Source organism: Roseobacter sp. AzwK-3b (genome assembly GCF_000170875.1).
GTDB classification, from domain to species: Bacteria; Pseudomonadota; Alphaproteobacteria; order Rhodobacterales; family Rhodobacteraceae; genus Roseovarius; species Roseovarius litoreus.
This window is the reverse complement of record NZ_ABCR01000001.1, coordinates 609,617-635,622: the sequence shown is the minus strand read 5'-3', so window position 1 is coordinate 635,622 and position 26,006 is coordinate 609,617. Positions and strand designations below refer to the sequence as shown.

Here is a 26,006-nt window from a genome sequence, read left to right as displayed (position 1 = left end):
CCCGCTTCGGTATCGCGTCGGCATAACGTCGGTATCGCGTCGGTATGACGATGGCAGGAGCCATGCGTTAACAGAGCGTTCGCGCGAATGCCGGTGACATCAAGGGCGCCGCTTGGTAAAGGAGCCAAGCGGCGTTTTTACAGGGGAGCCAGCATCTTGAAGGTCACGGAAACCAAACTGCCCGGCGTGCTGCTGTTGGAGCCGCGCCGGTTCGGTGATGAACGGGGATTCTTTGCCGAAAGCTGGAACCGGAAAACATTTCTGGATCTTGGAATTGATATTGATTTCGTACAGGACAACCACTCGGTTTCGGCTGCGGTGGGCACGGTGCGCGGGCTGCATTTTCAGTCACCGCCCCATGCGCAGGACAAGCTGGTGCGCTGCGGGCGCGGGCGGTTTCTGGATGTGGCGGTGGATGCGCGCAAGGGAAGCCCCACCTATGGCCAGTGGGTCGGGTGCGAGCTGAGCTTCGAGAACGGGTTGCAACTGCTGGTGCCCAAGGGGTTCCTGCACGGCTTTGTCACCCGCGAGCCGGATACCGAGATCATCTATAAATGCTCGGATTACTATGCGCCGGATTGTGATGGCGCGGTGCGGTTCGACGATCCCGATCTTGGCATCGACTGGGGTCTTGATGGCGCGCCGGTGCTGTCCGAGAAGGACGCCAAGGCGCAATCCTTTGCCGCGTTCGACAGCCCATTCATCTACGGAGAGACCGCATGAAGATACTGGTGACAGGCGGTGCCGGGTTCATCGGCTCGGCGGTGGTGCGGCTGGCGATTGCGCGCGGCCATGAGGTGGTGAACCTCGATGCGCTGACCTATGCGGGGCGGCTGGAGAATGTCGCGAGCGTCGCAGATGATCCGCGCTACCGGTTCGAACAGGTCGATATCCGTGACCGCGCCGAACTGGGCCGGGTGTTCGCACAGCACAAGCCCGACGCGGTGATGCATCTGGCGGCGGAATCGCATGTCGACCGGTCGATCGACGGGCCGGGCGATTTCATCGAAACGAACATCATCGGCACCTACAACATGCTGGAGGCCGCGCGGACCCATTGGATCGGTGAGGGCCGACCCGAGGAGTTCCGGTTTCACCATATCTCGACCGATGAGGTCTTTGGCTCGCTTGGCGAGACGGGGCTGTTCACCGAAGAGACGCCCTATGATCCGCGCAGTCCCTATTCCGCCTCGAAAGCGTCGTCGGACCATCTTGTGCGGGCGTGGTTCCATACCTATGGGCTGCCCGTGGTGCTGACCAATTGCTCGAACAATTACGGCGCGTTCCATTTCCCTGAAAAGCTGATTCCCAAGGTGATCCTGAACGCGCTGCACGAGCGCGCGATCCCGGTCTATGGTCAGGGGCTGAATGTGCGCGACTGGCTTTATGTGGACGATCACGCCGATGCGCTGCTGCTGGCGGTGGAAAAGGGTGAGCCCGGACGCAGCTATAACGTGGGCGGGCATAACGAGCGGCGCAACATCGATCTGGTGCATGCGATCTGCGATATCCTTGACGACAAGCGCCCGCGCGGCACCGGCAGCTACCGCGATCTTATCGCCTTTGTCGAAGATCGCCCCGGCCATGATGCGCGCTATGCGATCGATCCCGACAGGATCATGGAAGAATTGGGGTGGAGACCGTCGGTGACGGTGGAACAGGGTCTGGAAAAGACCGTGCAATGGTATCTGGACAACCCCGATTGGTGGCAACCGCTGCTGGAGATTGACGGCGTCGGCACACGGGTGGGCACGGGATGAGCCTTCTGGTTTTCGGCAAGACGGGACAGGTGGCGACGGAACTGGCCGCACGCGCACCAGATGCCGTGTTTCTGGGGCGGACCGAGGCGGATCTGAGCCAGCCGGAGGCGTGTGCTGCGGCCATCACGGCGCATCGGCCCTGGGCAGTTATCAACGCCGCCGCCTATACCGCCGTGGACCGCGCGGAAGAGGAAGAGGCGCTGGCGCATGTCGTCAATGCGGACGCGCCGGAGGCCATGGCGCGGGCCTGTGCGGCGAATGGTATCCCGCTGATCCATATCTCGACCGATTATGTCTTTGACGGCGCAGGCACGGCGCCGCGCGCCACGACAGACCCTGTTGCACCGCAAAACGCCTATGGGCGCAGCAAGTTGGCGGGCGAAGAGGCGATTGCGCAGGCCGGGGGCGCATTCGCAGTGCTGCGCACGTCATGGGTGTTCTCGGCGCATGGGGCGAATTTCCTCAAGACGATGTTGCGCCTGTCGGAAAGCCGCGATGCGCTGAACATCGTGGACGATCAGATCGGGGGGCCGACGCCGGCGGCGGATATCGCTGCCGCCTGCCTGACGATCGCCGAGCAGATGCGCGCCGATCCGGGCAAGACCGGGATCTATCATTTCTCGGGCGCGCCTGATGTGAGCTGGAAAGAGTTTGCCGAAACCATCTTTGCCATGGCGGGACGCCGCGTTGCGGTGGGTGGCATTCCGACCGCAGACTATCCGACACCTGCGGCGCGTCCATTGAATTCGAGGCTGGATTGCGCTTTGACAGAGACTGTTTTCGGCATTTCGCGGCCAGACTGGCGGATGGGTGTGGGTTCGGTTTTGAAAGACTTGGGAGTTACAGGCGCATGACGCAGCGAAAAGGCATTATTCTGGCCGGGGGGTCCGGCACACGGCTTTATCCGATCACCATGGGTGTCTCGAAACAGCTTTTGCCGATCTATGACAAGCCGATGATCTATTACCCGCTGTCGGTGCTGATGCTGGCGGGGATCCGCGAGATCGCGATGATCACCACGCCGCACGATCAGGAGCAGTTCCAGCGCGTTCTGGGCGATGGCAGCCAGTGGGGGCTGTCGCTGACCTATATCGTGCAACCCTCACCCGACGGGCTGGCGCAGGCCTATATCCTGGCGGATGCGTTCCTGAACGGGGCGCCGTCGGCGATGGTGCTGGGGGACAACATCTTTTTCGGGCATGGGCTGCCGCAGCTTCTGACCGAAGCGGACAGGCAGACCGTGGGCGGCACGGTGTTCGGCTATCACGTGGCCGATCCAGAGCGCTATGGCGTGGTCAGTTTTGACGCCGAGGGGCGCGCGCAGCAGATCATCGAGAAGCCCGAGGTGCCACCGTCGAATTATGCGGTGACGGGCCTGTATTTCCTGGATGGCGACGCGCCGAAGCTGGCGCGGGAGGTGCAGCCGTCGGAGCGCGGAGAGCTTGAGATCACCACGCTTCTCGAGATGTATCTGCATGCCGGAAAGCTCGAGGTGAAGCGGATGGGGCGCGGCTATGCGTGGCTGGACACGGGCACCCATGCAAGCCTGCTAGACGCGGGCAATTTCGTGCGCACGCTGACCATGCGGCAGGGGCTTCAGACCGGCTGTCTGGACGAGATCGCCTATGACATGGGCTGGATCAGCCGGGAGGATCTGGAGAAGCGGGCCGAGATGTTCGCCAAGAACGATTACGGCCGATACTTGAAAGGCCGCCTGAAATAAGGCGGCCTTTCGGTGGGGTTGCCAGGGGTCTTGGCAGGGGTCGTGTCAGGAGTGGTCAACTGGCGGCGACCAGAAGTCCTTCGTCCTTGATCCGCTTGTAGGCCTTGTCCAGGGCGCTGCTGGCGCGATCGATCAGGGTGTCGATCTCGGGCTTGGAGATGATGAGCGGCGGCGAGATCACCATGCGGTCGCCCACATGGCGCATCACCAGATTGTTGGCGAAACATTCCTCGCGGCAGATGAACCCGGCGGTGCCGGCCTCGGCGGCGAATTTGGCACGGCTTGCCTTGTGGGGCGTCAAGGCGATGGAGCCCATGAGCCCCGCGATCTTCGCCTCGCCCACCAGCGGGTGATCGGCCAGCGTTTCCCATTTTTCCTTGAGATAGGGGGCAGTGTCGCGACCGGCGCGCTCGACGATGCCCTCTTCTTGCAGGATGCGGAGGTTTTCCAGCGCCACGGCACAAGAGACCGGGTGACCGGAATAGGTGTAGCCATGGGCGAAATCGCACTCGTTCATCACCTCGGCCACCTCGTCGCAGACAAGTGAGCCGCCGATCGGCGCGTAGCCGGAGCTCAGCCCCTTGGCGATGGTCATGATATGCGGGCGGATGCCATAGCTTTCGGAGGCGAACCACTGGCCGGTCCGGCCAAAGCCGCAGATCACCTCGTCGGCGATGAGCAGGATTTCATACTTGTCGCAGATGCGCTGAATTTCGGGCCAATAGGTCGAGGGCGGCACGATGACGCCGCCAGCGCCCTGCACCGGTTCGCCGATGAAGGCGGCGACGCGGTCCTCGCCGATCTGATGGATCGCCTCTTCGAGTTCGCGGGCACGGGCAAGGCCGAATTCCTCGGGCGTCATGTCCCCGCCTTCGGCATACCAGTGCGGCTGGTTGATGTGGTGCACATCGGGGATGGGCAGGCCGCCCTGCGCATGCATCGCGGACATGCCGCCAAGGCTGGCGCTGCCGACGGACGAGCCGTGATAGGCGTTCTTGCGGCTGATGATGACCTTCTTGGAGGGCTTGCCCTTCTGTTCCCAATAGGTGCGCACCAGACGGATATTGGTGTCGTTCGCTTCAGAGCCTGATCCGGCGTAAAACACGTGATTGAGGTCATACGGCGTCAGTTCCGCCAGCTTGTCGGCCAGAGCGATGGCGGGGACATGGGTGGTCTGGAAGAAGGTGTTGTAATAGGGCAGTTCGCGCATCTGACGGGCCGCAGCCTCGGCCAGTTCGGGGCGGCCATAACCGATATTGACGCACCAGAGCCCGGCCATGGCATCAAGGATCTCATTGCCTTCGCTGTCGGTCAGGGTGACGCCGCTGGCACGGGTGATGACGCGCGCCCCCTTGCGTTCGAGATCATGACCATGGGTGAAAGGGTGCATGTGATGGGCCGCATCGAGCGCCTGCAATTCCGCCGTGGGCATGTGATTTGTAATCAGCGTCATGACAAGACCTTTCGCGAAGTGGCACGGCAGCCCGGACCCGGACCACCGCCTTTTGGCGCCAGAATATGATCAAATTATCCGGTGTCAATCGAATCAGCGGATCGGGGTCGGTGTCTCGAAGGATTGGCGGACCTGTTCCATGCCCTGAATCACATCCTCGCGGATCGCACGCGCCGCGGATTCGGCGTCGCGCGCCCGCATCGCGGCCAGCAAATCCTTGTGTTTATCCGGCAGATTCTGGGTGCCGAGACGCCCGCAAACCACCCTGAGAGACGGCCCGAACCGCAGCCAGAGACCATCGGCCATGTTGGCCAGAATCGGGGCGTCGGCCAATTCGTAGAGCCGTTTGTGAAAGCGGTAATTCAGTTCCAGATAGCCGCGCAGATCGCCCCGGCGAATCGCCTCGTCGAGATCGGCATCCATGGCGGCAAGCTGATCGAGGTCACAGGGCGTTGCCCGTTCGGTCGCCCGGAGGCTGAGATGTGGGTCAAGCCATTGGCGCGCAATGATAAGTTCGCTGATATTATCCGCCGACAGAAGCGGAACGCAGACCCGTCTGTTGCCCTGAAATTCCAGCGCCCCCTCGCTGATGAGACGGCGAATCGCCTCGCGCACCGGGGTCATTCCGGCGCCGAGCCTGTCGGTCAGGCCCTGGATCGTGACGGGCTGTCCCGGCGCGAGGTCGCCGAACAGAACCAGGTCGCGCAACTGGCGGTAAATCACCTCATGCGCAGGCAGCCGTCCCTTTTCAGGGACGGAGGTGTCCAATTTTCGGGCAGCCTTGGTCATCTTTCGCCTTTCCGCACCGCGCTTATCAGCAAGCACCTTGCGAGTTTAGCGACTGCGTGAAAACATTGCCATATTGCCATGTGCGGAAATTTTTGATCAAATCCGCAGCCACGGCAGAGCAACATGCCGAACCAACGGGAGATCGCAATGCGAAAGCTGTTTCTGACCACCACCGCCGCGCTGGCCCTTGGAGCCATGAGCGCCACGGCGCAGGAGGTGCGGGTCTACAACTGGTCCGACTATATCGACGAAGACTTGCTGGCGCAGTTCGAGGAAGAGACCGGGCTGGATCTGATCTACGACGTTTTCGACAGCAACGAGGTGCTGGAAACCAAGATGCTGGCCGGCGGGTCCGGCTATGACGTGGTGGTTCCGTCGGGCACCTTCCTGCAGCGGCAGATCCAGGCGGGCGCATTTCAGAAGCTGGACAAGTCCAAGCTGCCCAATCTGGAGAACATGTGGAGCGTCGTTCTGGAGCGCACGGCCAAGTACGACCCCGGCCATGAGTATGCGATCAACTACATGTGGGGCACCACGGGACTTGGCGTGAATGTCGGCAAGGTCACCGAATTGCTGGGCGAAGATGCCCCGATGAACAGCTGGGCGCTGGTGTTCGAGCCGGAGAACATGGAAAAGCTGGCGGAATGCGGCGTGCATTTCCTTGATGCGCCGGCCGAGATGATCCCCGCCGCGCTGAATTACATCGGCGAAGACCCCGACAGCCACGATCCCGATGTGATCGCCAAGGTCGAAGAGGTTTATATGGGCATCCGCCCGCATATCCAGAAGTTCCACAGCTCGGAATACATCAACGCGCTGGCCAATGGCGATATCTGTGTCGCGGTGGGCTGGTCCGGGGATATCCTGCAGGCGCGCGACCGCGCCGCCGAGGCCGATAACGGCGTCGAGATCATCTATAACGCCCCCAAGGAGGGCGCGCAGATGTGGTTCGACCAGATGGCCATTCCGGTGGATGCCCCCAACCCCGAGGGCGCGCATGTGTTCCTGAACTTCATCATGGATGCGCAGAACATGGCGAAGGCGTCGAACTATGTCTATTACGCCAACGGCAACAAGGCATCGCAGGAGTTTCTGATCGAGGATGTGATCGGCGATCCGGCGATCTATCCGGATGAGGAAACGCTGAACAACCTGTTCACGACCACGCCTTATCCGGCCAATGTTCAGCGGACGGTCACGCGCCTTTGGACCAAGATCAAGTCTGGCACCTGACCTGTGACATGACGGCCCGCGCGGGATGTCGCGCGGGCCATTCTCAGCCGAGGGACAGGTATGCCGGAAAAGATATTCGAGCCCTGGAACGATCCTGACGCCAAGCCGCTGATCCAGTTCAAGGGCGTGACCAAGCGGTTCGGCGATTTTACCGCCATCGACAACCAGACCTTCGATATCTACGAATGCGAGTTCTTTGCCCTGCTCGGCCCTTCGGGCTGTGGCAAGACGACGATGATGCGGATGCTGGCCGGGTTCGAGAAACCGACCGAAGGCACGATCCTTCTGGCGGGTCAGGACATGGCCCCGATCCCGCCCAACAAGCGGGCGGTGAACATGATGTTCCAGTCCTATGCGCTGTTCCCGCATCTGTCGGTCTGGGAGAATATCGCCTTTGGCCTGAGGCGCGACGGGCGCCCAAAAGACGAGATCGCGGCGCGGGTGGGCGACATGCTCAAGCTCACCCGGCTGGAGAAATTCGCCAAGCGCAAGCCACACCAGATTTCCGGTGGGCAAAGGCAGCGCGTGGCGCTGGCCCGGAGCCTTGCCAAGGCGCCCAAACTGCTGCTGCTGGACGAACCGCTTGGCGCGCTGGATGCCAAGCTGCGGCAGGCGACACAGTTCGAGTTGATGGATATTCAGGAAAAGACCGGCACCACATTCGTCATCGTCACTCACGATCAGGAAGAGGCGATGACCGTGGCCAGCCGCGTGGCGGTGATGGATGACGGCAAGATCGTGCAGGCCGATACACCGGCGCGGATCTATGAATCGCCGAATTCGGTCTATGTGGCGGATTTCATCGGGGATGTGACGATCATCGAAGGCACCGCCCGGAGATCCGGCGACGGCTATGAGATCAGCCATACCGAGGGGCTGCCCGCGCTTTACGCCGTGTCAGATGCGCAACTGAGCGACGGGCAACGCGTCTTTCTGGCGATCCGGCCCGAAAAGGTCGAGATCACCGCCGAAAAGCCCGAAAGCAAGCGTAATGCGCTGCGCGGCAAGATCATCGACATCGCCTATCTGGGCAATATCTCGACCTATCACGTGGCGCTGCCGAGCGGGCAGATCGTCAAGGCGCAGACGGCCAATACGCGGCGCCTGTCGCGCCGGTCCTTCACATGGGAGGACGAGGTCTGGCTCAGTTGGACCGATACCGCCGCCGTCCTTCTGGAGCATTAGGAGATGCGGCGCGCCGTTCTGATCCTTGTCCCGTATCTGTGGCTTCTGGCGCTGTTTCTTGTACCGTTCATCATCGTGCTCAAGATCAGTCTGAGCGATATCGCGCTGGCCATTCCGCCCTATACGCCGACGCTCGACCTGTCCGAGGGCTGGGCCGGGATCAAGGCGTTCTTCGGCGCGCTGGATTTCGAGAACTTCTGGTTCCTGACCACGGATGATCTCTATTGGAAAGCCTATCTGTCCTCGGTGCAGATCGCGGCCATCGCCACGCTGCTGACGCTTCTGGTGGGCTATCCCATCGCCTATGGCATGGCCAATGCGCCGGATCACTGGCGCCCGACGCTGATGCTTCTGGTGATCCTGCCGTTCTGGACCAGCTTTCTGATCCGGGTCTATTCCTGGATGGGGATTCTGTCGAATGAGGGATATCTCAACCAGTTTCTGCTGTGGACCGGGCTGATATCCGAGCCGCTGACCATCCTGAACACGCTGATCGCGGTCTATATCGGGATCGTCTATACCTATCTGCCGTTCATGATCCTGCCGATCTATGCAGCACTTGAGCGCATGGACGGCTCGTTGCTGGAGGCGGCCGAGGATCTGGGTTGTTCGCGGCTTTCGGCCTTTTGGCTGGTAACCATTCCGCTAAGCCGGAACGGGATCATCGCCGGGTGTTTCCTGGTGTTCATCCCCACCATCGGCGAGTTCGTGATCCCGTCGCTTCTGGGCGGATCGCAAACGCTGATGATCGGCAAGGTCTTGTGGGAGGAATTCTTCAACAACCGGGACTGGCCGGTGGCCAGCGCCGTCGCGGTGATCCTGCTGTTGATCCTGATCATTCCGATCATCCTGTTCCAGCGCAACGAACAGAAAAACCGCGAGGCTGACGGATGAGACGCCTGACATGGTTCAACGCCACCTCGCTGACCTTTGGCTTTGCGTTCCTCTATCTGCCGATGGTCCTTTTGGTGATCTACAGCTTCAACGACTCCAAGCTGGTGACCGTCTGGGCCGGGTTCTCGACCAAGTGGTATGGCGAATTGCTGCGCAACGAGGCGTTTCTGGATGCGGCTTGGGTGACGATACAGGTGGCCTTTGTCAGTTCCACCATCGCCACGATCCTGGGCACGATGGGAGCCTATGTGATCGTCCGGGCGGGGCGGTTTACCGGGCGCACCCTGTTTTCGGGGATGATCTATGCGCCGCTGGTGATGCCCGAGGTAATCACCGGCCTGTCGCTCTTGCTGCTGTTCATCGGGATCGGGCTGGATCGGGGGATGTTCACGATCATCCTCGCGCATACGACGTTTTCGATGTGCTATGTTTCGGTCGTGGTGTCGTCGCGGCTGGTGACGTTCGATCGGTCGCTGGAGGAAGCCGCGCTTGATCTGGGATGTTCGCCCATGCAGGCGTTCCGGCTGGTGACCCTGCCGATCATCGCGCCTGCGGTGGTGGCGGGCTGGCTTCTGGCCTTTACCCTGTCGCTGGATGATCTGGTCATCGCGTCGTTCACCGCTGGCCCATCGGCCACCACCCTGCCGATCAAGATCTGGTCGTCGATCCGGCTTGGCGTCTCGCCCGAGATCAACGCCCTGTCCACGCTGCTGATCGCGGTGGTGTCGGTGGGCGTCATCGCGGCGTCGATCGTGACGAAACGGTCGGCCCTGCGGCAAGAGGCCGAAGAGCGCGCCGCCGAACGCACATGATGCGGATATTCCCCAAACATACCTATGGCGACGGACCCCGTGCGCGGTGTTATTGGGGTGAAACAGTCTCTGATCCGGGGTATCCGCAGGCATCCGGCCAAATGCGCTGCGATGTGGCCGTGATCGGCGCGGGGTTCACCGGATTGTCAGCAGCCTTGCACCTGGCGCAGGCGGGCGCAGATGTGGTGCTGCTCGAGGCGCAGACCCCCGGTTGGGGGGCATCGGGGCGCAATGGCGGGTTTTGCTGCCTTGGCGGGTTTGGCGCCCCGGATGGGGTGATGGCCAGCCTGCATGGCGAAAGCGCACGGCAAGAGGCGCGGCGCGCGGAACTGGCAGCCGTCGAGACGGTCGCGGGGCTGATCGACCGGCTGTCTCTGGAGGTCGAGCGCCATTCGCGGGGCGAGACAGTGATGGGCTTCACGCCGAAATCCCTGATTGGGTTCGAGGCCAAGGCAGAGCGCGTCGAACGCGATCTTGGCATCACCCCCGAGCTTATCCCCAATGAGCAGTTGGCCCAGCTTGGCATGTCAGGGCCGTTTCACTGTGGCATGACGATCCCTGTGGGCTTTGGTCTCAACCCGGCGAAATATGCGACAGGGCTGACCCGTACCGCGCATCAGGCCGGGGCACGGATCTTTGCCCGCTCGGCCGTGCGGCGGATCGATCAGGCAGATGGCTTCACCCTGCAGACCGATGGCGCACAGATCAGCGCCAAGCGGCTCATTGTGGCGACCAACGGCTATTCATCCGACGATGTGCCGGGGTGGATGCGGGCAAGGTATCTGCCTGCGCAGTCCAATGTGCTGGTGACCCGCCCCCTGACCGAGGACGAGATCGCAGCGCAAGGCTGGTTCACCGATCAGATGGCCTATGACGAGCGGTTCTTTTTGCATTACTTCCGGCTGATGCCCAATCGGCGCTTTCTGTTCGGGATGCGCGGCGGGCTGTTCAGTTCGCCGCGGGCGGATGCCGCCATGCATCGTCGGATTCGCAGCCATTTCGAGCGGATGTTTCCCGCGTGGGCGCATGTCGAGACGCCCCATAGCTGGAACGGATTGCTGAGCCTGTCACGCGACATGACACCTTATGCCGGCCCCATCCCCGAGATGCCGGGCGCGTTCACCGCGCTGAGCTATCAGGGCAATGGCGTGGCGATGGCCAGCCATGCGGGGGCGATCCTTGCCGATCTGGTTCAGGGACGCGCGACTGGCCATGCCTATCCCGCGATCATGCGCAAACCGCCACGGCGCTTTCCGATGGGACGGTTGCGGCGCGGCTGGCTATGGCCCGCCTATGCGGTGGCGACGGTCAGGGGCGACTGAGGCCGGGTCAGAGCTGTGGTGTGCGCGCGGCGCGCGCCTTGCCGCGCTGAATGCCAAGGTGCCTTTCACGCAGGATGATGATGATCCCGGCAAGGATCACCAGCGCCGCGCCAAGCAGCATCGGGCCGGTGGGCGCTTCGGCAAAGACGAAATAGCCGATCAGCAGCGCGAACAGCATCGAGGCATAGTCGAACGGCGCCACGACGCTGGCATCGGCAAACCGGTACGAGGATGTCAGGAAGATCTGTGCCGTGCCGCCCAGAAGCCCGGCGAGGATCAGGAAAACAGTCTCTGTTGCGCCGGGAATGACCCATCCGAAGGGGATTGTCAGCAGCGATAACAGCGTCGACGTGAGCGAGAAGTAGAACACGATCGCGCTGGTTTGTTCGGTGGCCACCATCTTGCGCACATAGATCTGCGCCAGCGCAGCACAGACCGCGCCCAACAGCACCACGACCGCGCCAATGGCCTCGAGCGTCTGGACCGTCTCGCCGGTCAGGGTGTTCAGGCGCGGCGAGAGCACGATCAGCACCCCGACCAGCCCAAGCGCCACCGCGCTGATGCGGAACAGGCCGACCCTTTCATCGAGGAACATTGCGGCGAATACCACCGTCAGCAGCGGCGCGGTATAGCCAAGGGCGGTGACTTCGGGCAGGGGCAACAGGCCCAGCCCCGCGAACATGAGGCCCATGGCGGTTGTGCCCACCACACCGCGCCAGAAATGGCCCATGCGCGACTGCACGCGCAGCCCTGTGCGCAGATCACCGCGCAGCGCCAGCCACAGGAGGATCACGGGTATCGCGAAAAACGACCGGAAGAACACGGCCTGCCCGGGCGGCACGTGATCCGATGCCGCCTTGATCAGGGCCGACATCACCACGAACAGCATCACGGAACACAGTTTCAGGGCGATGCCCTTGAACGGACTCATTGCCGCGCCTCCCTCTCCCCCTTATCCATGGGCGGCGGCGCAGCCAAGGTCAATTCCCGGGGATCGCACAAAGGCGAAAGGCCGGGTTTCGCTCGTTGCATATCAGGCTCTGATCAAGCCCGAAACGGCCCCGGGATCAGGCGGATTTCCGGGGCTTGGTGCGGGAAATGATCCAGTCGGGGCGCGGGAAATGGCAGGTATAGCCATTCGGGAACCGCTGAAGATAATCCTGATGTTCCGGCTCGGCCTCCCAGAAATCGCCGACCGGCTCCACTTCGGTGACCACCTTGCCGGGCCAGTTGCGCGACGCCTCGACATCGGCGATGGTGCGCAGCGCCTCGTCTTTCTGGGCGTCGTTCACATAGTAGATCGCCGAGCGATAGCTCATCCCCAGATCGTTGCCCTGCCGGTTCGGCGTGGTCGGATCGTGGATCTGGAAGAAGAACTCCAGCAGGTGGCGATAGGTGATGCGGGCCGGGTCGAAGATGATCTCGATCCCTTCGGCATGGGTGCCATGGTTGCGATAGGTCGCATTGGGCACATCCCCACCAGTATAGCCGACACGGGTGCTGATCACCCCATCCAGTTTGCGGATGAGATCCTGCATTCCCCAAAAGCAGCCCCCCGCCAGTACAGCGCGTTCCGTCATGTCACGTCCTCCACTTGATCCAGATAATCGCCATAGCCCTCAGCCTCCATGTCATCGCGGTGGATGAACCTGAGGCTCGCCGAATTGATGCAATACCGCAAGCCACCGCGGTCGCGCGGCCCATCCGGAAAGACATGGCCCAGATGACTGTCGCCATGCGTGCTGCGCACTTCGGTACGCACCATACCGTGGCTCACATCACGCAGTTCGGTCACATGCGCAGGCGCGATCGGCTTGGTAAAGCTGGGCCATCCGCAGCCCGACTCGTATTTGTCAGCCGAGGCGAACAGCGGTTCGCCCGACACGATATCGACATAGAGCCCCGGCTCCTTGTTGGAGAGATACTTGCCGGTGCCGGGACGTTCGGTGCCATTTTCCTGCGTGACCCAGAATTGCTCGGGGTCAAGGGAAGCGATGGCGTCGGGATCCTTTCGGTATCGGCTCATGCGTCGGTCTCCGGTTGTTTGGCGCTCGGGTATTACATGGGTGCGGCTGGCGGGTTTTCAAAATCAAATCTTTGCAAGCAACCCGATCCGGCGGCAAGACCGCGCACGATCCCGCTCAAGTGACCAAGATTTGAGCAGCGGTGCACCCGCGACATCCTCACGCAGCGACCCTGGGCCGCCCTGTCGCCTCGACGGTGATCTCGGCCTCCAGAAACACCTCGCGCCCTTCGGCTTGCGCCGTGCGAAGCGCGCGGCTGGCCTGCACATGAATATCCTCGGCACCCGCCGCATCCGCCTGCTTGCGCGCCTCTTGTTCAAGTGCCGTCTGCAAGGCGGTCATCGCGGCCTCGGCCTCGGTGTGATCCTGCGGTCCGGTGTCAAGATGAACCCGGAACTTGCCCTCGGCGGGCGAGGTGACGGTCCCGCTGCGCCGGATCGTGACCCGGCCCACGACAGCGCCGATGGCATTGGCCACATCAGCATGATCCGGCAGGATCATCGGACAGCCAAGACGCTTGCCCACATCGGGATAATAGCTGGGCGCCGAGGCCCCCAAGCCCACAACCGGCACGTTCAGCCCGGTCTCCAGCCGCACCAAGCCCTTATGACCGGCCAGACCGCGCTGCATCAGCACATGCCGGGCCAAAAGATCGGGGGCTAGGTCAAATGGCGTCTCTTCCTCGGCAAAAGCGGTCTCCAACAAGGCCAGACTGGTCTGATGGGTCAGCTGATCCACGATCAATTGCGCGAAGGCAACCGGATCGGGACAAAGCATGGTGCCGCTGCCGGTCCGCTTGCGGCCCAAAAGCTGCAACGCCTTGGTCGCGGCATTTGCGTCCCATTCGGTCAGGCGACCGAGCACATGGCTGGCGTCCGATGGCGTGACCCCGGCCACCTGCACCAACCCCCGCGCCACCAGACGGCGCAGCGCCTGCCCTTCCAGCCGGGTTCTGAGCACTGCGCCGAGCGGGTGCACTGTGTCACCGATCCGGCTCAGAAGCGTTTCTTCGCGCTCGGACAGGCCGCTGGCATCAATGCCGGTGACAGCACGGACGAACCGCGCGTCATGCTCACCCGGCACCGCGCGGCGCAGCTGTTCGTCCAGCGCGTCATGCACCGGACCGGGCGCTTCGAACGCCATCAAGCTGACCGGAATCAGCCGCTGCGGTCCAAGCCGGATGCCGCCTTGCAAGCCTTCATCTTCCACATGCACTTCGCTGTCACCGCCCAAGCCGGTTGTGCGCATCGCCACGGCCTCGACCATGGTGCGCCACGGGCCCACCTGCGCGCCCGCCGGATCGATCATCGGCTTGCCCCCGCGCAGCACGGCCACATCGGTGGTCGTGCCCCCGATATCGGACACCAGCGCATGATCGGCCCCGGTCAGCCAGCGCGCCCCCACGATACTGGCGGCAGGCCCGCTCAGGATCGTCTCGATCGGACGCTCTCGGGCCTGATCGGCCGAAATCAGCGCGCCATCGCCACGCACCACCATCAAGGGCGCCGCAATGCCCAGATCGCGCAACGTGCCTTCGGCCCGGTCGATCAAGCCCGCGATCATCCCGATCAGTCGCGCATTCAACAGCGCGGTCAGCGCCCGTTTCGGCCCGTTCAACTTGGCCGACAGATGATGCGAACACGACACCGGCTTGCCCGTGACGCGGCGCACGATCTCGGCGGCGCGCAGCTCATGGGCCGGGTTCCGGGTGGCGAACTGGGCCGCCACGGCAAAGGCAGACACATCGCGCACAGTCTCCAACCACGCGTAAAGCGCCGCTTCATCCAGAGGCATCGCCTCGGATCCGGCATGGCTGTGCCCCCCGGCCAGCACCAGCGCCGGATCGCCTGCCAATGCTTTGTCCAATCCGTGCCCTTCCAGATCGGTCGCGCGGAACCCGATATAGATCAGCCCGGCGCGCCCGCCCTGACCTTCGACCAGGGCATTGGTGGCCAGCGTCGTCGACAAGGAGGCAAGCCCGATCCCCGCAGCCGCCTCGCCGCTCTGCTGCAGCACATCGCGGATCGCCCGGCCGATGCCGATCGCCAGATCCTGCCGCGTCGTCAAGGCCTTGGCCTTGGCCACAACATCCCGTTCGTCGCGGATCAGCACCGCATCGGTATAGGTTCCCCCGGTATCGACACCCAACAGCAACGCCATGCATCCGTTCCCTCGCCTGCCTGCCGCCGGTTTAGCGGGTTTTCGGGGTCATGCCATCCCGTTTGCGTCACCATCCAGTCGCAGCACCGCCCATCGCGCCGCATCGGCAACCGTCGGGTCGGCATCCTCGCACAGGCTTTGCGCCACAGGCCTGAGCCCGGGCATCCCGGAATTGCCGATCGCATAAAGCACATTGCGCACGAACCTGTCGCGCCCGATGCGCTTGATCGGACTGCCGGAAAACCTTGCGCAAAACGCCGCATCATCCAAAACGGCCAGCTCCGCCAGCTTAGGCGCCTTCAGATCGTCGCGCGCATGATACCTGACCTCACGCGCCTCTCGCGCGAACTTGTTCCATGGACAAACCGCCAGACAATCGTCGCAGCCATAGATGCGGTTGCCCATCAACCCCCGCAACCCAAGGTCCACCGGCCCTTTATGTTCGATCGTCAGATAGGAAATACAGCGCCTCGCGTCCAATTGGTAAGGTGCGGGAAACGCATCCGTCGGACAGATGTCCAGACAGGCGCGGCACGAGCCGCAATGGTCGATTTCGGCTGGATCAGGCTCGAGATCCAAGGTGGTAAAGATCGATCCGATGAAAAACCAACTGCCCAGATCCCGGCTGACAAGGTTGGTATGCTTGCCCTGCCAGCCAAGCCCCGCCGCCTGGCCAAGCGCCTTTTCCGGCACGGGTGCTGTGTCCACGAACACCTTCACCTCACCGCCCGCCTCGGCGATCAGCCAGCGCGCCAGCCGCTTGAGCCTCTTCTTGACCAGATCGTGATAATCGCGGTTTCTTGCATAGACCGAGACGGTTGCCACATCCCCTTGGCCCAGACACGCCAGCGGATCGTCCTCGGGCGTATAGCTTTCGCCCAGCATCACGATCGTGCGGGCGTCCGGCCACAAGGCCGACGGATCGCCGCGCCACGCCGCGCGCTCGGCCAGCCAGCCCATCTGGCCATGATACCCCTTGTCCAGAAACGCCTTCAGCCGCTCCGGCACATGCCCCACATCCCAAGGCCGACAGAGCCGCGCCAGATCGAACCCTTCCTCCAGGGCGCGCGCCACCAGCCTGTCTTTCAAACCCGGCATGGTTTCTTCTGGCCGGAAATATCCTGGGGGGAGGCCGCAGGCCGGGGGGCAAAGCCCCCCTCTTCAGAAATCAAGATCAGCATAATGCGCAGGCGGCGGGAAGCCGGGCACCTGATCCGCCAGGATCCCGCGAAATGCCGGGCGCGACTTGATCTTGGCGTACCAGTCCTTGACCGTCTCGCTCCGGGTCCAATCCACATCGCTGATATAATCCAGCGCGCTGAAATGCGCCGCGGCCGCGAAATCCGCCAGCGTCATCGCATCCCCCGCCAGCCAGCGCCGCCGGTCCAGCAGCCATGTCATGTAATCCAGATGATACTTGATCGCCTTGGCGCCCGCTTTCACGTTGCTGCTATCGGGAAAGCCTAGCCCCATCACCTTCTTGTTCACCCGTTCATAGACCAGTTTCGACGTGACCTCGGAATGGAACTTGTCGTCGAACCAGCTGATAAGCCGACGCACCTCGTATCGGGCCTCGGGGCTTTTCGGCATCAGGACGGGATCGGGGTATCGTTCTTCAAGATATTCACAGATCGCCGCGCTTTCGGCCATGGTCATGCCGTCGATCTTCAGAACCGGCACCTTTCCGGCGGGGTTGCGGCGCAGGAAATCAGGGTCCTTCTCCCAATAGCGCTCTTCGATCAATTCGCACTCGATCTTCTTTTCCGCAAGGCTCAGACGGACCTTGCGACAAAAAGGGGAAAGCGGAACGTGATAAAGTTTGGCCATGTCGAAATAGAACCTTGTCAGGCAGCAACTCACCCCTCCATGCCGCGAATGGCCCGGATTTTCAATCCTCGAAACAATCCGCGCGCCCATCCCGGTCGATCGTTGCCGCCCCGTCCAGGATCGCGGCGGACCGTTTGCGCAGCCACTCGCCTGGGTTCGACGCCGAACGCCCTTTGGGATCGGGCAGAACCGCAGCGAGCCGCGCCGCCTGAACCGGAGTCAGATCAGAAGGCGGCACGCCGAAATAATGCCGGGCCGCTGCCGCAACCCCGAACACCCCCTCATCGAACTCGGCCACGTTGAGATAGACCTCGACGATCCGGCGCTTGGGCCACAGCATTTCGACAACCGGCGTGATCGCCGCTTCCAACGCCTTGCGTGGCCAGCTTCGCCCGTGCCACAGATAGACGTTCTTGACGACCTGCTGGCTGAGGGTGGATGCCCCGCGCGCGCCGCCATCCTCGATCGCGGTGCGGATCGCCATCATGTCAAAGCCCCAATGCAGGCAGTAATTGGCGTCTTCTGCGGCCACGACCGAGCGCGCCATAACGGGCGCCACCGCCTCGAGCGGCACCCAAAGGTGGTCGATCCCGCCAAGACGCCGGGCTTCCTGACCCATGTAGAAGGTGCGCGGCGGATCGATCACGCGATGGGCGGCCACTGTGCCCAGCACGATCAGCACGGCCAAAACGCCCAGTCTGATGGTCCAACGCCGCAACCATCGCACCGGGCGCGTGCCGGGCGCGGATTTGCGCGTTGTCCTGGTCGAGCTGCTTTTTGCCATCCTTCAAGCTATAGACAGGACCGACCCCCGGGGTAAAGCCAAAGGCCGGTGACATGGATCGCGCGTCCTGTCATTCGCCGTCGCAATAGGCGCGGATCGCAAGTTGCACATGATAAAGGCTCGAGGCCGGCATCAGGCGCGAGCGCAGCGCGCCCTGCGTGTCGCGCTGATCGAACCAGCCGCCCGGAACATCCGTTGTCAGATAGTCGAGCCAGATGCGCTCCATGATCGCCGAGGGGCTGTCACCGGGGGAAAGGTCATGGCCACGCCAATACATCACCATGGCCGCGCGCAGATACTCCAGTTGCGGCCACAATCGGCGGCTGCGGGCAAGCGGTTGGCTGGTATCGGGCAGAAATCCCGACGGGAGTTTTCGGGCCCGGACCGCCCTGAACAGGCGCACGAGGCTGATCCCGGCGCACCGCCCCGTCACCCGCTCGTAGCGGTGCAGAAGATACACCCATTCGGCCATATGCCCCGGCTCGACCGATTGCCGGGACCGTGGCATCGGGGAAAAATCACCCTCATGATATTCCAGAAGCCGGCCATCAGGCTGCAAAAAGACATCGCGCAACAGGCCAAGGCATTCATCGGCAATCGCAAGATGCCGGGGCGCGCGCGTGACCCGGTAAAGCTCGGTCGCAGCCTCAAAGAGATGCATATGCGGGTTCTGACGGCGCGGCAGGGACTGTGCCGCGTTTTCATGCCAGCCACGCGGCGCCTTCAGCCGGGCCAGTCCCGCCTCGAGCCTCGGCAGGTCATCGCTGCGCAAACGCCCATGCTGCAGCAGCGCAGATGCCGCCAGCAGCATGAACGCCAGATCGTAGAGATCATGCGGCGCGGACAGGATCCCAAGCCGACGGTCGAAAAGCGCCACCAGATTGCCGCTGCCGGGATCAAAGCCGTGATCCATCGCGAAACGGAACTGGCGTTCACCCAGATCCAGCAGATCCGCGCGCCCGGCCGAGGCAAAGCAATAGGCCTGCCGCGCCTGAACCCGCAAGCGGCGGTCAATATCGCGCAGCGGGCGTCCCGCGTGATCCAACGCCTCCCAACTGACCCCGGTTGCCGGGTCGATCGCCGCGCCCGACCACAGGGGATAGACTTGGGTTTCCAGCCAAAGCCGCGGATCATGGACCGTCTTGCGCAGCGCGATCATGCCGGTTTTCCCCACCGCATACTGCGTTGCCAGCGTCGCATCCGGCGCATCATCCTGAGCATGTCGATATGGTAAAGGCCGCTGCGCGCGACCCAATCGGTGGGAGGCTGGCGCGGCGTGGCGATCACCGCCTGCCCCTCACGGATCGGAGCCAAAGGCAGAAGATCGTCAAGCCCGGTATCATCGCTCGCCCGCATCAGATCGACATCGCCCCGCTCCATCAACATTTCGAGGATCCTGCGATCCAGCAGCGGATCATGCAGCCGCCCGTCAAGACCCCGATGCCCCAGATCCTGCCCCAGAAGCGCCCTGCAGCGCGGTCCCGGCTGATAGGGATAGCGCCGGGTGCCGCCATACATGTCGAAACCCGCCAGAATGATCCGCTCGAACCCCAGAGCATGCGCCATCAGAACCGCATAGGTGCCGGTCATCGGCTTACGATCATGCTGCGCGATCAGCACCCCGAGCCGCCGCGCAATATCGTGACTGCGAAAGCCGACCCTGCGATACAGGGACGAAAATCGGCGTTGTCCCGCCCGGGTGACCAAAGGGTTATGGCTTGTCCAACCCTGCAGATCGTAATCCACCCGGCATTGCCAAAGGGTCGCGAATACGAAAGGTGCGACCCGCGGATCGCCCGCCATGACCGCCAGATCCACCCGCCGGCCAAGATAGTGCATCGGCTCGAAAAAGAAGTTGTTGGTGCGCAGGATCGTATCACTGGTCAGAACGCGCCCCATATCGATGCGAGCGACGGACGGCCCGTTTCCGGCGACCACGGCGGTCCGCCCTGTCATTGCCGACCCATATGCGCCAAAAGCGCGTCGGCCATCGCGCGCAAGGCGCCCGCACCACCCGGGAAGGGCAGGATCCAGTCCGAAATCGCCATGATCTCAGGGTGGCTGTCGCAGGGGCAAGCCGAGAGGCCCACCGCCTGCATCACCGCCTTGTCGTTCACGTCATTGCCGACATAGAGCACCTCTTGCCGGGTCAGCCCTTCGACGCTCAACCAGGCATCCAGCGCAACGAGCTTGTCGTCGATGCCATGCAACGCGGGAATGGTCAGCTTTTCGGCCCGTCGGGCGACGACCGGATTACGTTCTTTCGACAGGATCAACATGCGCCAATGCCCCGCATCGCGCATCATCGACAGGCCCAACCCGTCATAGCGCGAGCTGCGCACCGTTTCCTGGCCGGTCTCATCCACCTGAACCCGGTTGTCGGTATGAACCCCGTCGAAATCCATCACCACGGCGCGCAGGCCACGCAGCCTTGCGGGATCGACCCCGACACGCCCCATCTGCTGCAGCATAAGCGCGCATACCTGCAGATCGCGTTCACTGTCGATCTCGATCGGGGGATGATCCACGGGGCACAGCGCAACCTTGCCGCAAAACCGTTGACCCGCCGCCTCGAACGCATCGGCCTTCACGCAATAGATCGCTCCGCTTTCGCGAAACGCCGGCGGCAGATCCTGCCGGCGCCGGCGCGGATCGGCGGGGGCATGGTTCACCCCTTGCCCCCATCCATCCGCGTCCTGCGACCACAAGAAGGAATGATCCGCGATCACCGACAGGGCGCAATCGGCACCCTTGTCCTCCATGGATTTGAGACAGTCGTCGATATCGGCGCCAGTGGTGAAGGGCGATGTGCATTGCAAGAACACCAGCCGGGACAGATCGGGCATGTCCCGCCGCAGGTGCGGCAGCGCGTGCAGCCAGCCGGATTCGGAACTGGCGGTGTCACTGGCCAACGCGGCGGGCCGGTCGATGATCCGCGCCCCGTAAAGCCGCGCCTCGGTCGCGATGGCGGCATCGTCGGTCGATACATAGACGCGGCCAACCTGCCTTGCCATGCACGCCGCCCGCACCGCGCGCGCCACCAGGGACACCCCGCCCACATGCCGCAGGTTCTTGCCCGGAACACCCTTTGAGCCGCCCCTGGCAAGGATCACGCAGGCCGTGGTCTGACATTCCGAATGAGACATGGCTGATTTCATCACCGACTACCCCGGCGCGGCCTTGCCGATTTACAAACACGGACCACCACGCTAAACAACCTTAGGGTAAGTGCGATTTAGTCTATAATATGTTAACGAGACTCAAAAAGACGGGGCCAGGACGATTTCTGCAACGGCTGTCGCGCAGTCGGCGCATCGGCGCACCCTTGCGCTTCGTGGCATGGGCCTTGCGGCAGGACTGGTCGACACCGGCCTATTGGGCAGCGGCCAATCGTCGGCACAATCGCGAACAGGCCGCCATCCTTGCCCGTTTCGAAGCCGAAACGGATCGGCGCGGATGATCCGCCGCGCACCGCGCCTTCTGCTGCTCTTTTGTGACGATTCCACCCTGATCTTCTGCTCAAGGCTGGCGGGCCTTCTGATCGAGGCGGACCGCAGCGCACAGATCACCTTTGCCGCCTATGCGCCCGAATCGGCCCTGTCGGATCGGCAGCTCCGGCAGTATATGCCCAAGGGCGATTACGAGATCCTTGACACCGCAGGTCTGAAATCGGCGCTGATGGACGGGCAGTATGACGCGATCCTGACAAGCCGCGTCTTTCGCTCTCTCGACCGGATGTTGAGCGATCCGCTCTATCGCCAGAAAGCCGGGCGCGCGCGGGTGGTCTCGTTTCTGGGTGGGCTGGACTTCTCCCCGGGGCGGGGAATGCGCAACCGCCGTCATTGCGACGTGGTCTATCTGTTCCCGCGCGCCATCTGTAAAAGTTTCCGCAAATCCTATGTTCAGCCCGCCACCGAAGGAATGGCCGAATGGCCCGCCGTCGGCTTCGGACATCCCGCCTTTCTCATGCCCAAGTCCCCACCCGCCGCGACGCTGAACCCGGCAGGCGACATCTATTTCTTCGCACAGGCGCTCAGCCCGTCCACGGCACGGGCAAGGATGCACATGCTGGCCGTCATGGCCGCCATTGCGCGGCGCAACCCGGATCGCAACGTCTGGATCAAACTGCGCCACCTGCCCGATGAAAACACGCGGCACCTGCACCGCGAGCAGCATGATTATCCCGGCCTCGCCGCGGCGCGGACCGATCTGCCGCCCAATCTGCGGCTGACCGCCCGGACGATGACACAGGCCCTTTCCAATGCCAGCCTCGGGATCACCTGCACCTCCACCGCCGCGATTGATCTGGTCCGCGAGGGCGTGCCCGCGATGGTCCATCTGGACTATCCCGACACCACACTCGACCCACTGGTGGGACCGATGCGGCGCCTGTTCACGGGAAGCAACCTGATCAAGCCTCTGGAGGATATCCTCAATCTGCGCTTCGATGCCCCGGACCCAGACTGGCTTGCGGACATTTTCTGCGCACGGGAACTGGGCAGCGATGTGCTGGCGATGATCGCGGGCGGCCCGGCGAAAAAGGCCGACAGGATCGGCGCGTGACAGGCGCATCCGGGCAAGACCGGCAAATCATCAAGACCGACAAATCATCAAGAAAAGATTAATCGGAAGTTATCAACTTATTAAGATTTGGCTCCGATAGTTTCAACAAATGCGTGTAAACTTGGAACTATCGGGTGCCATATGTTTAACAACAAAAGACTTCTCATAACCGGTGGAACCGGGTCTTTCGGACAGCAGTTCATATGCAATGTCCTCGAAAACTACGCCCCCTCCGCCGTCGTGGTCTATAGCCGCGATGGGTTGAAGCAATTCGAGATGCAGCAGCGTTTTCCCGGCGAAAGCCGGCTGCGCTATTTCATCGGCGATGTGCGCGATGGCCAGCGCCTGACCGATGCGATGGAGAATGTGGATCTCGTGGTTCATGCCGCCGCGCTCAAGCAGGTTCCAGCGGCCGAATACAACCCCATGGAATGCGTGCGCACCAATATCACCGGCGCCGAAAACGTGATCCGGGCCGCCATTGCGCAAAAGGTCGACAAGGTGGTTGCCCTGTCCACCGACAAGGCCGCGAAGCCCATCAGCCTCTATGGCGCGACCAAGCTGGTTTCGGACAAGCTGTTCGTCTCGGCCAACAATACCGTCGGCACCAACCGCACCCGTTTTTCCGTGGTGCGCTATGGCAATGTGGTGGGCTCGCGCGGGTCGGTCATCCCCTTTTTCCACAACATGATCGGCAAAGGGACCAATTTCCTGCCGATCACCGACAACCGGATGACCCGCTTCTGGATCACGCTGGATCAGGGTGTGGATTTCGTCACCAAGGCTTTCGAACGCATGTGGGGCGGCGAGATTTTCGTGCCGCGTATTCCCAGCACCCGGATCATCGATCTGGCACAGGCCATGGCCCCCGATCTGGAACAGAGAATCGTGGGCATTCGACCGGGAGAGAAACTGCACGAAGTCATGTGCCCTGAGGAAGACGCCCACCAGACGCTCCGCTTCGACAATTTCTTTTCGATCACCCCCGCGATCACGTTCAACAACACGGATGTCGATTTCGCCCGAACCCGGCTGGGTGAAACCGGCAAGCGCGTGGACCCAGAGTTCGAATACAATTCCGGCAACAATCCGGTTTTCTTGAATCAAGCCGAAATAGAGACGCTTTTGGCCGCAACCGGTTTCGGACGATGATCCCCTATGGGCGCCAATGGATCAGCCCCGAGGATGTCGCAAGCGTGGTCGATGTCCTCATTTCGGATCACCTGACCCAGGGGCCCGCGATCCCGCACTTCGAACAGGCGCTGCGCAGCGCTTGCGTGGCACCCCATGCCGTCGCGGTCAACAGTGCCACCTCCGGGTTGCATATCGCCTGTCTCGCCCTTGGGCTTGAGACGGGCAAACGGCTCTGGACCTCGCCCAACAGTTTCGTGGCCTCGGCCAATGTCGCCCGGCTTTGTGGCGCCGAGGTCGATTTCGTGGATATCGACCCTGACACATTGACCATGTGCCCCGATCGGCTTTGCGACAAACTGCATATCGCCCGACGCAAGGGCCACCTTCCGCATATCGTGATGCCGGTGCATTTCGGAGGACAATCCTGCGACATGCCGGCGATCCACACTCTCGCGGCCGAGTTCGGTGTTCACGTGATCGAAGATGCGTCCCACGCCATCGGCGCGCGGCATGACGGCGCGCCCGTGGGCGATTGCCGCTATTCGGACGCCTGCGTGTTTTCATTCCACCCGGTCAAGATCGTCACCACGGGCGAGGGCGGCGTCGTGACCACCCGCGACGACCGGCTTGCCGCGAAACTGGACAGGCTGCGCAGCCACGGGATCACCCGCAACCCCGCCCTGATGACCCATGACGCCGATGAACCATGGTATTACCAGCAGCTCGATCTTGGCCTGAATTACCGCATGACCGACATGCAAGCCGCCCTTGGCACCAGTCAGATGACGCGGCTCGAGCCGTTCATCGCTCTGCGCCACGGTCTTGCCCGGCGCTATGACTGGGCGCTGGCCGATCTGCCGCTGCGCCGCCAACAGCGCCCTGTCGCGGATCGCTCGGCGCTGCATCTTTACCCGGTTCAGCTTGACCGGTCCCTGCCGGACCGCGCCCGCCTGCGCCGGCGCCTTTTCGACCATTTGCGCAGCGACGGAATCGGCGTGAACGTGCATTACATCCCGATCCATACACAGCCCTATTACCGCGCGCTCGGCTTCACGCCCGGCCAATTTCCCGTGGCCGAGGCTTATTACGAAGGCGCCCTGTCGCTACCGCTGCACCCGCAAATGTCCGATGCCGATCAATCCACCGTGATCGAGAGCCTTGGATCCGGCCTGACATCTCTGGGCCTGATCTGAGATCACGCCGCGCAACACCTGCGCACGGTGCACTCACCATTTGTCAGGGAATTGGACTCAGGGTCTGACGCAGCAGCAACCGGATCCGAGAGACCAGCATGTCCGACATTTCACCGCGCCTTTCCCTTCCCTTCCTGATGCCCTCGCAGGCCCAGAAACACGTCACCCATAACGAAGCGCTGGAGCGGCTTGACGCTCTGGTCCAGCTCAGCGTTCAGGCCTTCGACACCCTCCAGCCCCCCGCCTCGCCCGGCTTGGGCGAAATTCATGCGATCGGGACCGGTGCAAGTGACGCATGGGCTGGCCACGACGGGCAACTGGGCCTTTTCACAGAGACCGGCTGGAGCTTCATCCCCCCGCAGCAAGGCTGGCGCGCATGGGGTGTAACCGAGGGCGAATTGCGGGTCTATTCTGGCGGAACATGGCTTTCTGTGATGCCACCGCTGCAAAATCTGGACGGTGTTGGGATCGGCACGTCATGGGACAACACGAACCGCCTGTCGGTCGCCTCGGGCGCCTCACTGCTCAGCCATGCGGGCGGCGGTCATCAGCTCAAGGTCAACAAGGCCGGCACCGGCGATACCGCCAGCCTCCTGTTCCAATCCAACTGGTCGGGTCGTGCCGAAATGGGCCTGACCGGCGACGATGATTTCCGCATCAAGGTCAGCCCCGATGGCGCCACCTTCCATGACGCGATGCAGGTGCGCAGCGCGGATGGCGTGACCCTCATCCCCTGCCTGATGAGCGGCAAGGTCAGCATCACGATCGACAGCGTGGTGAGCATCCCGACACCGGGCGCGGGCGGGCTGATCGCGGTCTCGATGGTGGACACCGCGTATCCCCAGACACCCCATGCGGGCCTGTTTTCGTATGATACAGGCCCGTCGCTGTCTCTGCTGACGCTGGCCAAGGGCGCCAGCCTCGAGGATCACGGCACCACAGCCCTGACCGGCACGACCGGCACCAACGGGCGCAGTTCGATTGCCGTCACAAATGGTGCAATCCTTCTGGAAAACCGCCACGGCCCCGAACGCTTCTATGCCTATACGTTCCTGAACACGTTCTGACCTGCCGCCTTGCGGCTCCGGCCCAAACCCTGAGGGCCGGAGCAACGGCGCGCCCTTGTCGACACGGCGCAAGCGGAACCAAT

At 62.7% G+C, this 26,006-nt stretch carries 26 protein-coding genes; 14 read left to right on the top strand and 12 right to left on the bottom strand.

Annotation, left to right across the window (positions count from 1 at the left end):
- Positions 1-156 precede the first annotated feature (156 nt).
- From rfbC to rfbA, 4 genes are read left to right on the top strand one after another with little or no spacing between them, the layout of a single operon-like run.
- On the top strand, positions 157-723 hold the full coding sequence (gene rfbC / locus RAZWK3B_RS02890) for a dTDP-4-dehydrorhamnose 3,5-epimerase (RefSeq protein ID WP_007812020.1): 567 nt from the start codon (positions 157-159) through the stop codon (positions 721-723).
- The gene (gene rfbB / locus RAZWK3B_RS02885; protein WP_007812018.1) at positions 720-1,760 is read left to right on the top strand and encodes a dTDP-glucose 4,6-dehydratase; all 1,041 of its coding nucleotides are present in this window, start codon (positions 720-722) and stop codon (positions 1,758-1,760) included. The genes rfbC and rfbB overlap by 4 nt, the downstream gene beginning before the upstream one ends.
- On the top strand, positions 1,757-2,614 hold the full coding sequence (gene rfbD, locus RAZWK3B_RS02880; protein ID WP_007812016.1) for a dTDP-4-dehydrorhamnose reductase: 858 nt from the start codon (positions 1,757-1,759) through the stop codon (positions 2,612-2,614). The genes rfbB and rfbD overlap by 4 nt, the downstream gene beginning before the upstream one ends.
- Positions 2,611-3,483, top strand: coding sequence for a glucose-1-phosphate thymidylyltransferase RfbA (gene rfbA, locus RAZWK3B_RS02875; protein ID WP_007812014.1), 873 nt, complete (start codon positions 2,611-2,613; stop codon positions 3,481-3,483). Before rfbD ends, rfbA begins: the two co-directional genes overlap by 4 nt.
- Positions 3,484-3,538: 55 nt before the next feature.
- Here rfbA and RAZWK3B_RS02870 read toward each other — a convergent pair whose 3' ends face one another.
- Both RAZWK3B_RS02870 and RAZWK3B_RS02865 read right to left on the bottom strand, forming a co-directional pair.
- On the bottom strand, positions 3,539-4,936 hold the full coding sequence (locus RAZWK3B_RS02870) for an aspartate aminotransferase family protein (protein WP_007812012.1): 1,398 nt from the start codon (positions 4,934-4,936) through the stop codon (positions 3,539-3,541).
- 93 nt (positions 4,937-5,029) lie between these two features.
- Positions 5,030-5,725 (bottom strand): GntR family transcriptional regulator, encoded by a 696-nt coding sequence (locus RAZWK3B_RS02865; RefSeq protein ID WP_007812011.1) that lies wholly within the window; start codon positions 5,723-5,725, stop codon positions 5,030-5,032.
- Positions 5,726-5,872: 147 nt separating this feature from the next.
- On the opposite strand from RAZWK3B_RS02865, the gene RAZWK3B_RS02860 reads away from it, so the two are divergent.
- Genes RAZWK3B_RS02860 through RAZWK3B_RS02840 form a run of 5 tightly spaced genes read left to right on the top strand, consistent with a single transcriptional unit; the run spans position 5,873 to position 11,171 of the window.
- Positions 5,873-6,958, top strand: a complete 1,086-nt coding sequence (locus tag RAZWK3B_RS02860; RefSeq protein ID WP_007812010.1) for a polyamine ABC transporter substrate-binding protein — start codon at positions 5,873-5,875, stop codon at positions 6,956-6,958.
- Between the two features lie 60 nt (positions 6,959-7,018).
- Positions 7,019-8,143 (top strand): ABC transporter ATP-binding protein, encoded by a 1,125-nt coding sequence (locus RAZWK3B_RS02855; RefSeq protein WP_007812008.1) that lies wholly within the window; start codon positions 7,019-7,021, stop codon positions 8,141-8,143.
- A gap of 3 nt (positions 8,144-8,146) precedes the next feature.
- Positions 8,147-9,037: an ABC transporter permease subunit gene (locus RAZWK3B_RS02850; protein ID WP_007812006.1), complete on the top strand. Its 891-nt coding sequence runs from the start codon at positions 8,147-8,149 to the stop codon at positions 9,035-9,037.
- Positions 9,034-9,849 carry an ABC transporter permease gene (locus RAZWK3B_RS02845; protein WP_007812004.1) on the top strand — a complete coding sequence of 272 codons (816 nt, stop codon included), beginning with the start codon at positions 9,034-9,036 and terminating at the stop codon, positions 9,847-9,849. The genes RAZWK3B_RS02850 and RAZWK3B_RS02845 overlap by 4 nt, the downstream gene beginning before the upstream one ends.
- Positions 9,846-11,171, top strand: a complete 1,326-nt coding sequence (locus RAZWK3B_RS02840; RefSeq protein ID WP_007812001.1) for an NAD(P)/FAD-dependent oxidoreductase — start codon at positions 9,846-9,848, stop codon at positions 11,169-11,171. The genes RAZWK3B_RS02845 and RAZWK3B_RS02840 overlap by 4 nt, the downstream gene beginning before the upstream one ends.
- Before the next feature lie 7 nt (positions 11,172-11,178).
- Here RAZWK3B_RS02840 and RAZWK3B_RS02835 read toward each other — a convergent pair whose 3' ends face one another.
- The 10 genes from RAZWK3B_RS02835 to RAZWK3B_RS02790 all read right to left on the bottom strand — a co-directional run bounded on the left by RAZWK3B_RS02835 (position 11,179) and on the right by RAZWK3B_RS02790 (position 21,112).
- Positions 11,179-12,102 (bottom strand): DMT family transporter, encoded by a 924-nt coding sequence (locus RAZWK3B_RS02835; protein ID WP_007811999.1) that lies wholly within the window; start codon positions 12,100-12,102, stop codon positions 11,179-11,181.
- 136 nt (positions 12,103-12,238) lie between these two features.
- Positions 12,239-12,751, bottom strand: coding sequence for a peptide-methionine (S)-S-oxide reductase MsrA (msrA, locus tag RAZWK3B_RS02830; RefSeq protein WP_007811997.1), 513 nt, complete (start codon positions 12,749-12,751; stop codon positions 12,239-12,241).
- Positions 12,748-13,197, bottom strand: coding sequence for a peptide-methionine (R)-S-oxide reductase MsrB (msrB, locus tag RAZWK3B_RS02825; protein WP_007811995.1), 450 nt, complete (start codon positions 13,195-13,197; stop codon positions 12,748-12,750). Before msrB ends, msrA begins: the two co-directional genes overlap by 4 nt.
- A gap of 157 nt (positions 13,198-13,354) precedes the next feature.
- Positions 13,355-15,355 carry a hydantoinase/oxoprolinase N-terminal domain-containing protein gene (locus RAZWK3B_RS02820; protein WP_007811993.1) on the bottom strand — a complete coding sequence of 667 codons (2,001 nt, stop codon included), beginning with the start codon at positions 15,353-15,355 and terminating at the stop codon, positions 13,355-13,357.
- A 48-nt stretch (positions 15,356-15,403) separates the two neighbouring features.
- Complete coding sequence (gene queG, locus RAZWK3B_RS02815) at positions 15,404-16,453, bottom strand: tRNA epoxyqueuosine(34) reductase QueG (RefSeq protein ID WP_007811991.1); 1,050 nt, start codon at positions 16,451-16,453, stop codon at positions 15,404-15,406.
- 63 nt (positions 16,454-16,516) lie between these two features.
- Complete coding sequence (gene fzlA, locus RAZWK3B_RS02810) at positions 16,517-17,182, bottom strand: FtsZ-binding protein FzlA (RefSeq protein WP_007811990.1); 666 nt, start codon at positions 17,180-17,182, stop codon at positions 16,517-16,519.
- Between the two features lie 61 nt (positions 17,183-17,243).
- Positions 17,244-17,966: a monofunctional biosynthetic peptidoglycan transglycosylase gene (gene mtgA, locus RAZWK3B_RS02805; protein ID WP_007811988.1), complete on the bottom strand. Its 723-nt coding sequence runs from the start codon at positions 17,964-17,966 to the stop codon at positions 17,244-17,246.
- Between the two features lie 70 nt (positions 17,967-18,036).
- Complete coding sequence (locus RAZWK3B_RS02800; RefSeq protein ID WP_007811986.1) at positions 18,037-19,125, bottom strand: AGE family epimerase/isomerase; 1,089 nt, start codon at positions 19,123-19,125, stop codon at positions 18,037-18,039.
- Positions 19,122-19,922 carry a hypothetical protein gene (locus RAZWK3B_RS02795; RefSeq protein ID WP_007811984.1) on the bottom strand — a complete coding sequence of 267 codons (801 nt, stop codon included), beginning with the start codon at positions 19,920-19,922 and terminating at the stop codon, positions 19,122-19,124. Before RAZWK3B_RS02795 ends, RAZWK3B_RS02800 begins: the two co-directional genes overlap by 4 nt.
- Entirely contained in the window at positions 19,919-21,112 is a 1,194-nt protein-coding gene (locus RAZWK3B_RS02790) for an acylneuraminate cytidylyltransferase (RefSeq protein WP_007811982.1), read from the bottom strand. The genes RAZWK3B_RS02795 and RAZWK3B_RS02790 overlap by 4 nt, the downstream gene beginning before the upstream one ends.
- Before the next feature lie 101 nt (positions 21,113-21,213).
- Here RAZWK3B_RS02790 and RAZWK3B_RS21000 point away from each other — a divergent pair, with 101 nt between their 5' ends.
- From RAZWK3B_RS21000 to RAZWK3B_RS02770, 5 genes are all read left to right on the top strand, one after another.
- Positions 21,214-21,426: a hypothetical protein gene (locus RAZWK3B_RS21000; protein ID WP_157132115.1), complete on the top strand. Its 213-nt coding sequence runs from the start codon at positions 21,214-21,216 to the stop codon at positions 21,424-21,426.
- Positions 21,423-22,529, top strand: a complete 1,107-nt coding sequence (locus RAZWK3B_RS02785) for a DUF6716 putative glycosyltransferase (RefSeq protein WP_007811981.1) — start codon at positions 21,423-21,425, stop codon at positions 22,527-22,529. Before RAZWK3B_RS21000 ends, RAZWK3B_RS02785 begins: the two co-directional genes overlap by 4 nt.
- Positions 22,530-22,670: 141 nt before the next feature.
- On the top strand, positions 22,671-23,681 hold the full coding sequence (gene pseB, locus RAZWK3B_RS02780; protein ID WP_007811979.1) for a UDP-N-acetylglucosamine 4,6-dehydratase (inverting): 1,011 nt from the start codon (positions 22,671-22,673) through the stop codon (positions 23,679-23,681).
- A complete protein-coding gene (pseC, locus tag RAZWK3B_RS02775) occupies positions 23,678-24,856 on the top strand; it encodes a UDP-4-amino-4,6-dideoxy-N-acetyl-beta-L-altrosamine transaminase (protein ID WP_007811978.1) in 1,179 nt (392 codons plus the stop codon). Before pseB ends, pseC begins: the two co-directional genes overlap by 4 nt.
- 98 nt (positions 24,857-24,954) lie before the next feature.
- On the top strand, positions 24,955-25,923 hold the full coding sequence (locus RAZWK3B_RS02770; RefSeq protein WP_007811976.1) for a DUF2793 domain-containing protein: 969 nt from the start codon (positions 24,955-24,957) through the stop codon (positions 25,921-25,923).
- Positions 25,924-26,006: the final 83 nt, after the last annotated feature.

Bases quoted from the DNA above. Each gene is read 5' to 3' on its own strand.
- pseB (WP_007811979.1), top strand. From the start codon at position 22,671: ATGTTTAACAACAAAAGACTTCTCATAACCGGTGGAACCGGGTCTTTC.
- RAZWK3B_RS02855 (WP_007812008.1), top strand. From the start codon at position 7,019: ATGCCGGAAAAGATATTCGAGCCCTGGAACGATCCTGACGCCAAGCCG.
- RAZWK3B_RS02800 (WP_007811986.1), bottom strand. From the start codon at position 19,125: ATGATCGCGCTGCGCAAGACGGTCCATGATCCGCGGCTTTGGCTGGAA.
- mtgA (WP_007811988.1), bottom strand. From the start codon at position 17,966: ATGGCAAAAAGCAGCTCGACCAGGACAACGCGCAAATCCGCGCCCGGC.
- RAZWK3B_RS02850 (WP_007812006.1), top strand. From the start codon at position 8,147: ATGCGGCGCGCCGTTCTGATCCTTGTCCCGTATCTGTGGCTTCTGGCG.
- RAZWK3B_RS02870 (WP_007812012.1), bottom strand. From the start codon at position 4,936: ATGACGCTGATTACAAATCACATGCCCACGGCGGAATTGCAGGCGCTC.
- RAZWK3B_RS21000 (WP_157132115.1), top strand. From the start codon at position 21,214: ATGTTAACGAGACTCAAAAAGACGGGGCCAGGACGATTTCTGCAACGG.
- RAZWK3B_RS02845 (WP_007812004.1), top strand. From the start codon at position 9,034: ATGAGACGCCTGACATGGTTCAACGCCACCTCGCTGACCTTTGGCTTT.
- RAZWK3B_RS02785 (WP_007811981.1), top strand. From the start codon at position 21,423: ATGATCCGCCGCGCACCGCGCCTTCTGCTGCTCTTTTGTGACGATTCC.
- rfbD (WP_007812016.1), top strand. From the start codon at position 1,757: ATGAGCCTTCTGGTTTTCGGCAAGACGGGACAGGTGGCGACGGAACTG.
- pseC (WP_007811978.1), top strand. From the start codon at position 23,678: ATGATCCCCTATGGGCGCCAATGGATCAGCCCCGAGGATGTCGCAAGC.
- RAZWK3B_RS02840 (WP_007812001.1), top strand. From the start codon at position 9,846: ATGATGCGGATATTCCCCAAACATACCTATGGCGACGGACCCCGTGCG.
- rfbA (WP_007812014.1), top strand. From the start codon at position 2,611: ATGACGCAGCGAAAAGGCATTATTCTGGCCGGGGGGTCCGGCACACGG.
- msrB (WP_007811995.1), bottom strand. From the start codon at position 13,197: ATGAGCCGATACCGAAAGGATCCCGACGCCATCGCTTCCCTTGACCCC.
- RAZWK3B_RS02770 (WP_007811976.1), top strand. From the start codon at position 24,955: ATGTCCGACATTTCACCGCGCCTTTCCCTTCCCTTCCTGATGCCCTCG.
- RAZWK3B_RS02790 (WP_007811982.1), bottom strand. From the start codon at position 21,112: ATGTCTCATTCGGAATGTCAGACCACGGCCTGCGTGATCCTTGCCAGG.
- RAZWK3B_RS02795 (WP_007811984.1), bottom strand. From the start codon at position 19,922: ATGACAGGGCGGACCGCCGTGGTCGCCGGAAACGGGCCGTCCGTCGCT.
- queG (WP_007811991.1), bottom strand. From the start codon at position 16,453: ATGCCGGGTTTGAAAGACAGGCTGGTGGCGCGCGCCCTGGAGGAAGGG.
- fzlA (WP_007811990.1), bottom strand. From the start codon at position 17,182: ATGGCCAAACTTTATCACGTTCCGCTTTCCCCTTTTTGTCGCAAGGTC.
- RAZWK3B_RS02865 (WP_007812011.1), bottom strand. From the start codon at position 5,725: ATGACCAAGGCTGCCCGAAAATTGGACACCTCCGTCCCTGAAAAGGGA.
- rfbB (WP_007812018.1), top strand. From the start codon at position 720: ATGAAGATACTGGTGACAGGCGGTGCCGGGTTCATCGGCTCGGCGGTG.
- RAZWK3B_RS02820 (WP_007811993.1), bottom strand. From the start codon at position 15,355: ATGGCGTTGCTGTTGGGTGTCGATACCGGGGGAACCTATACCGATGCG.
- RAZWK3B_RS02835 (WP_007811999.1), bottom strand. From the start codon at position 12,102: ATGAGTCCGTTCAAGGGCATCGCCCTGAAACTGTGTTCCGTGATGCTG.
- RAZWK3B_RS02860 (WP_007812010.1), top strand. From the start codon at position 5,873: ATGCGAAAGCTGTTTCTGACCACCACCGCCGCGCTGGCCCTTGGAGCC.
- msrA (WP_007811997.1), bottom strand. From the start codon at position 12,751: ATGACGGAACGCGCTGTACTGGCGGGGGGCTGCTTTTGGGGAATGCAG.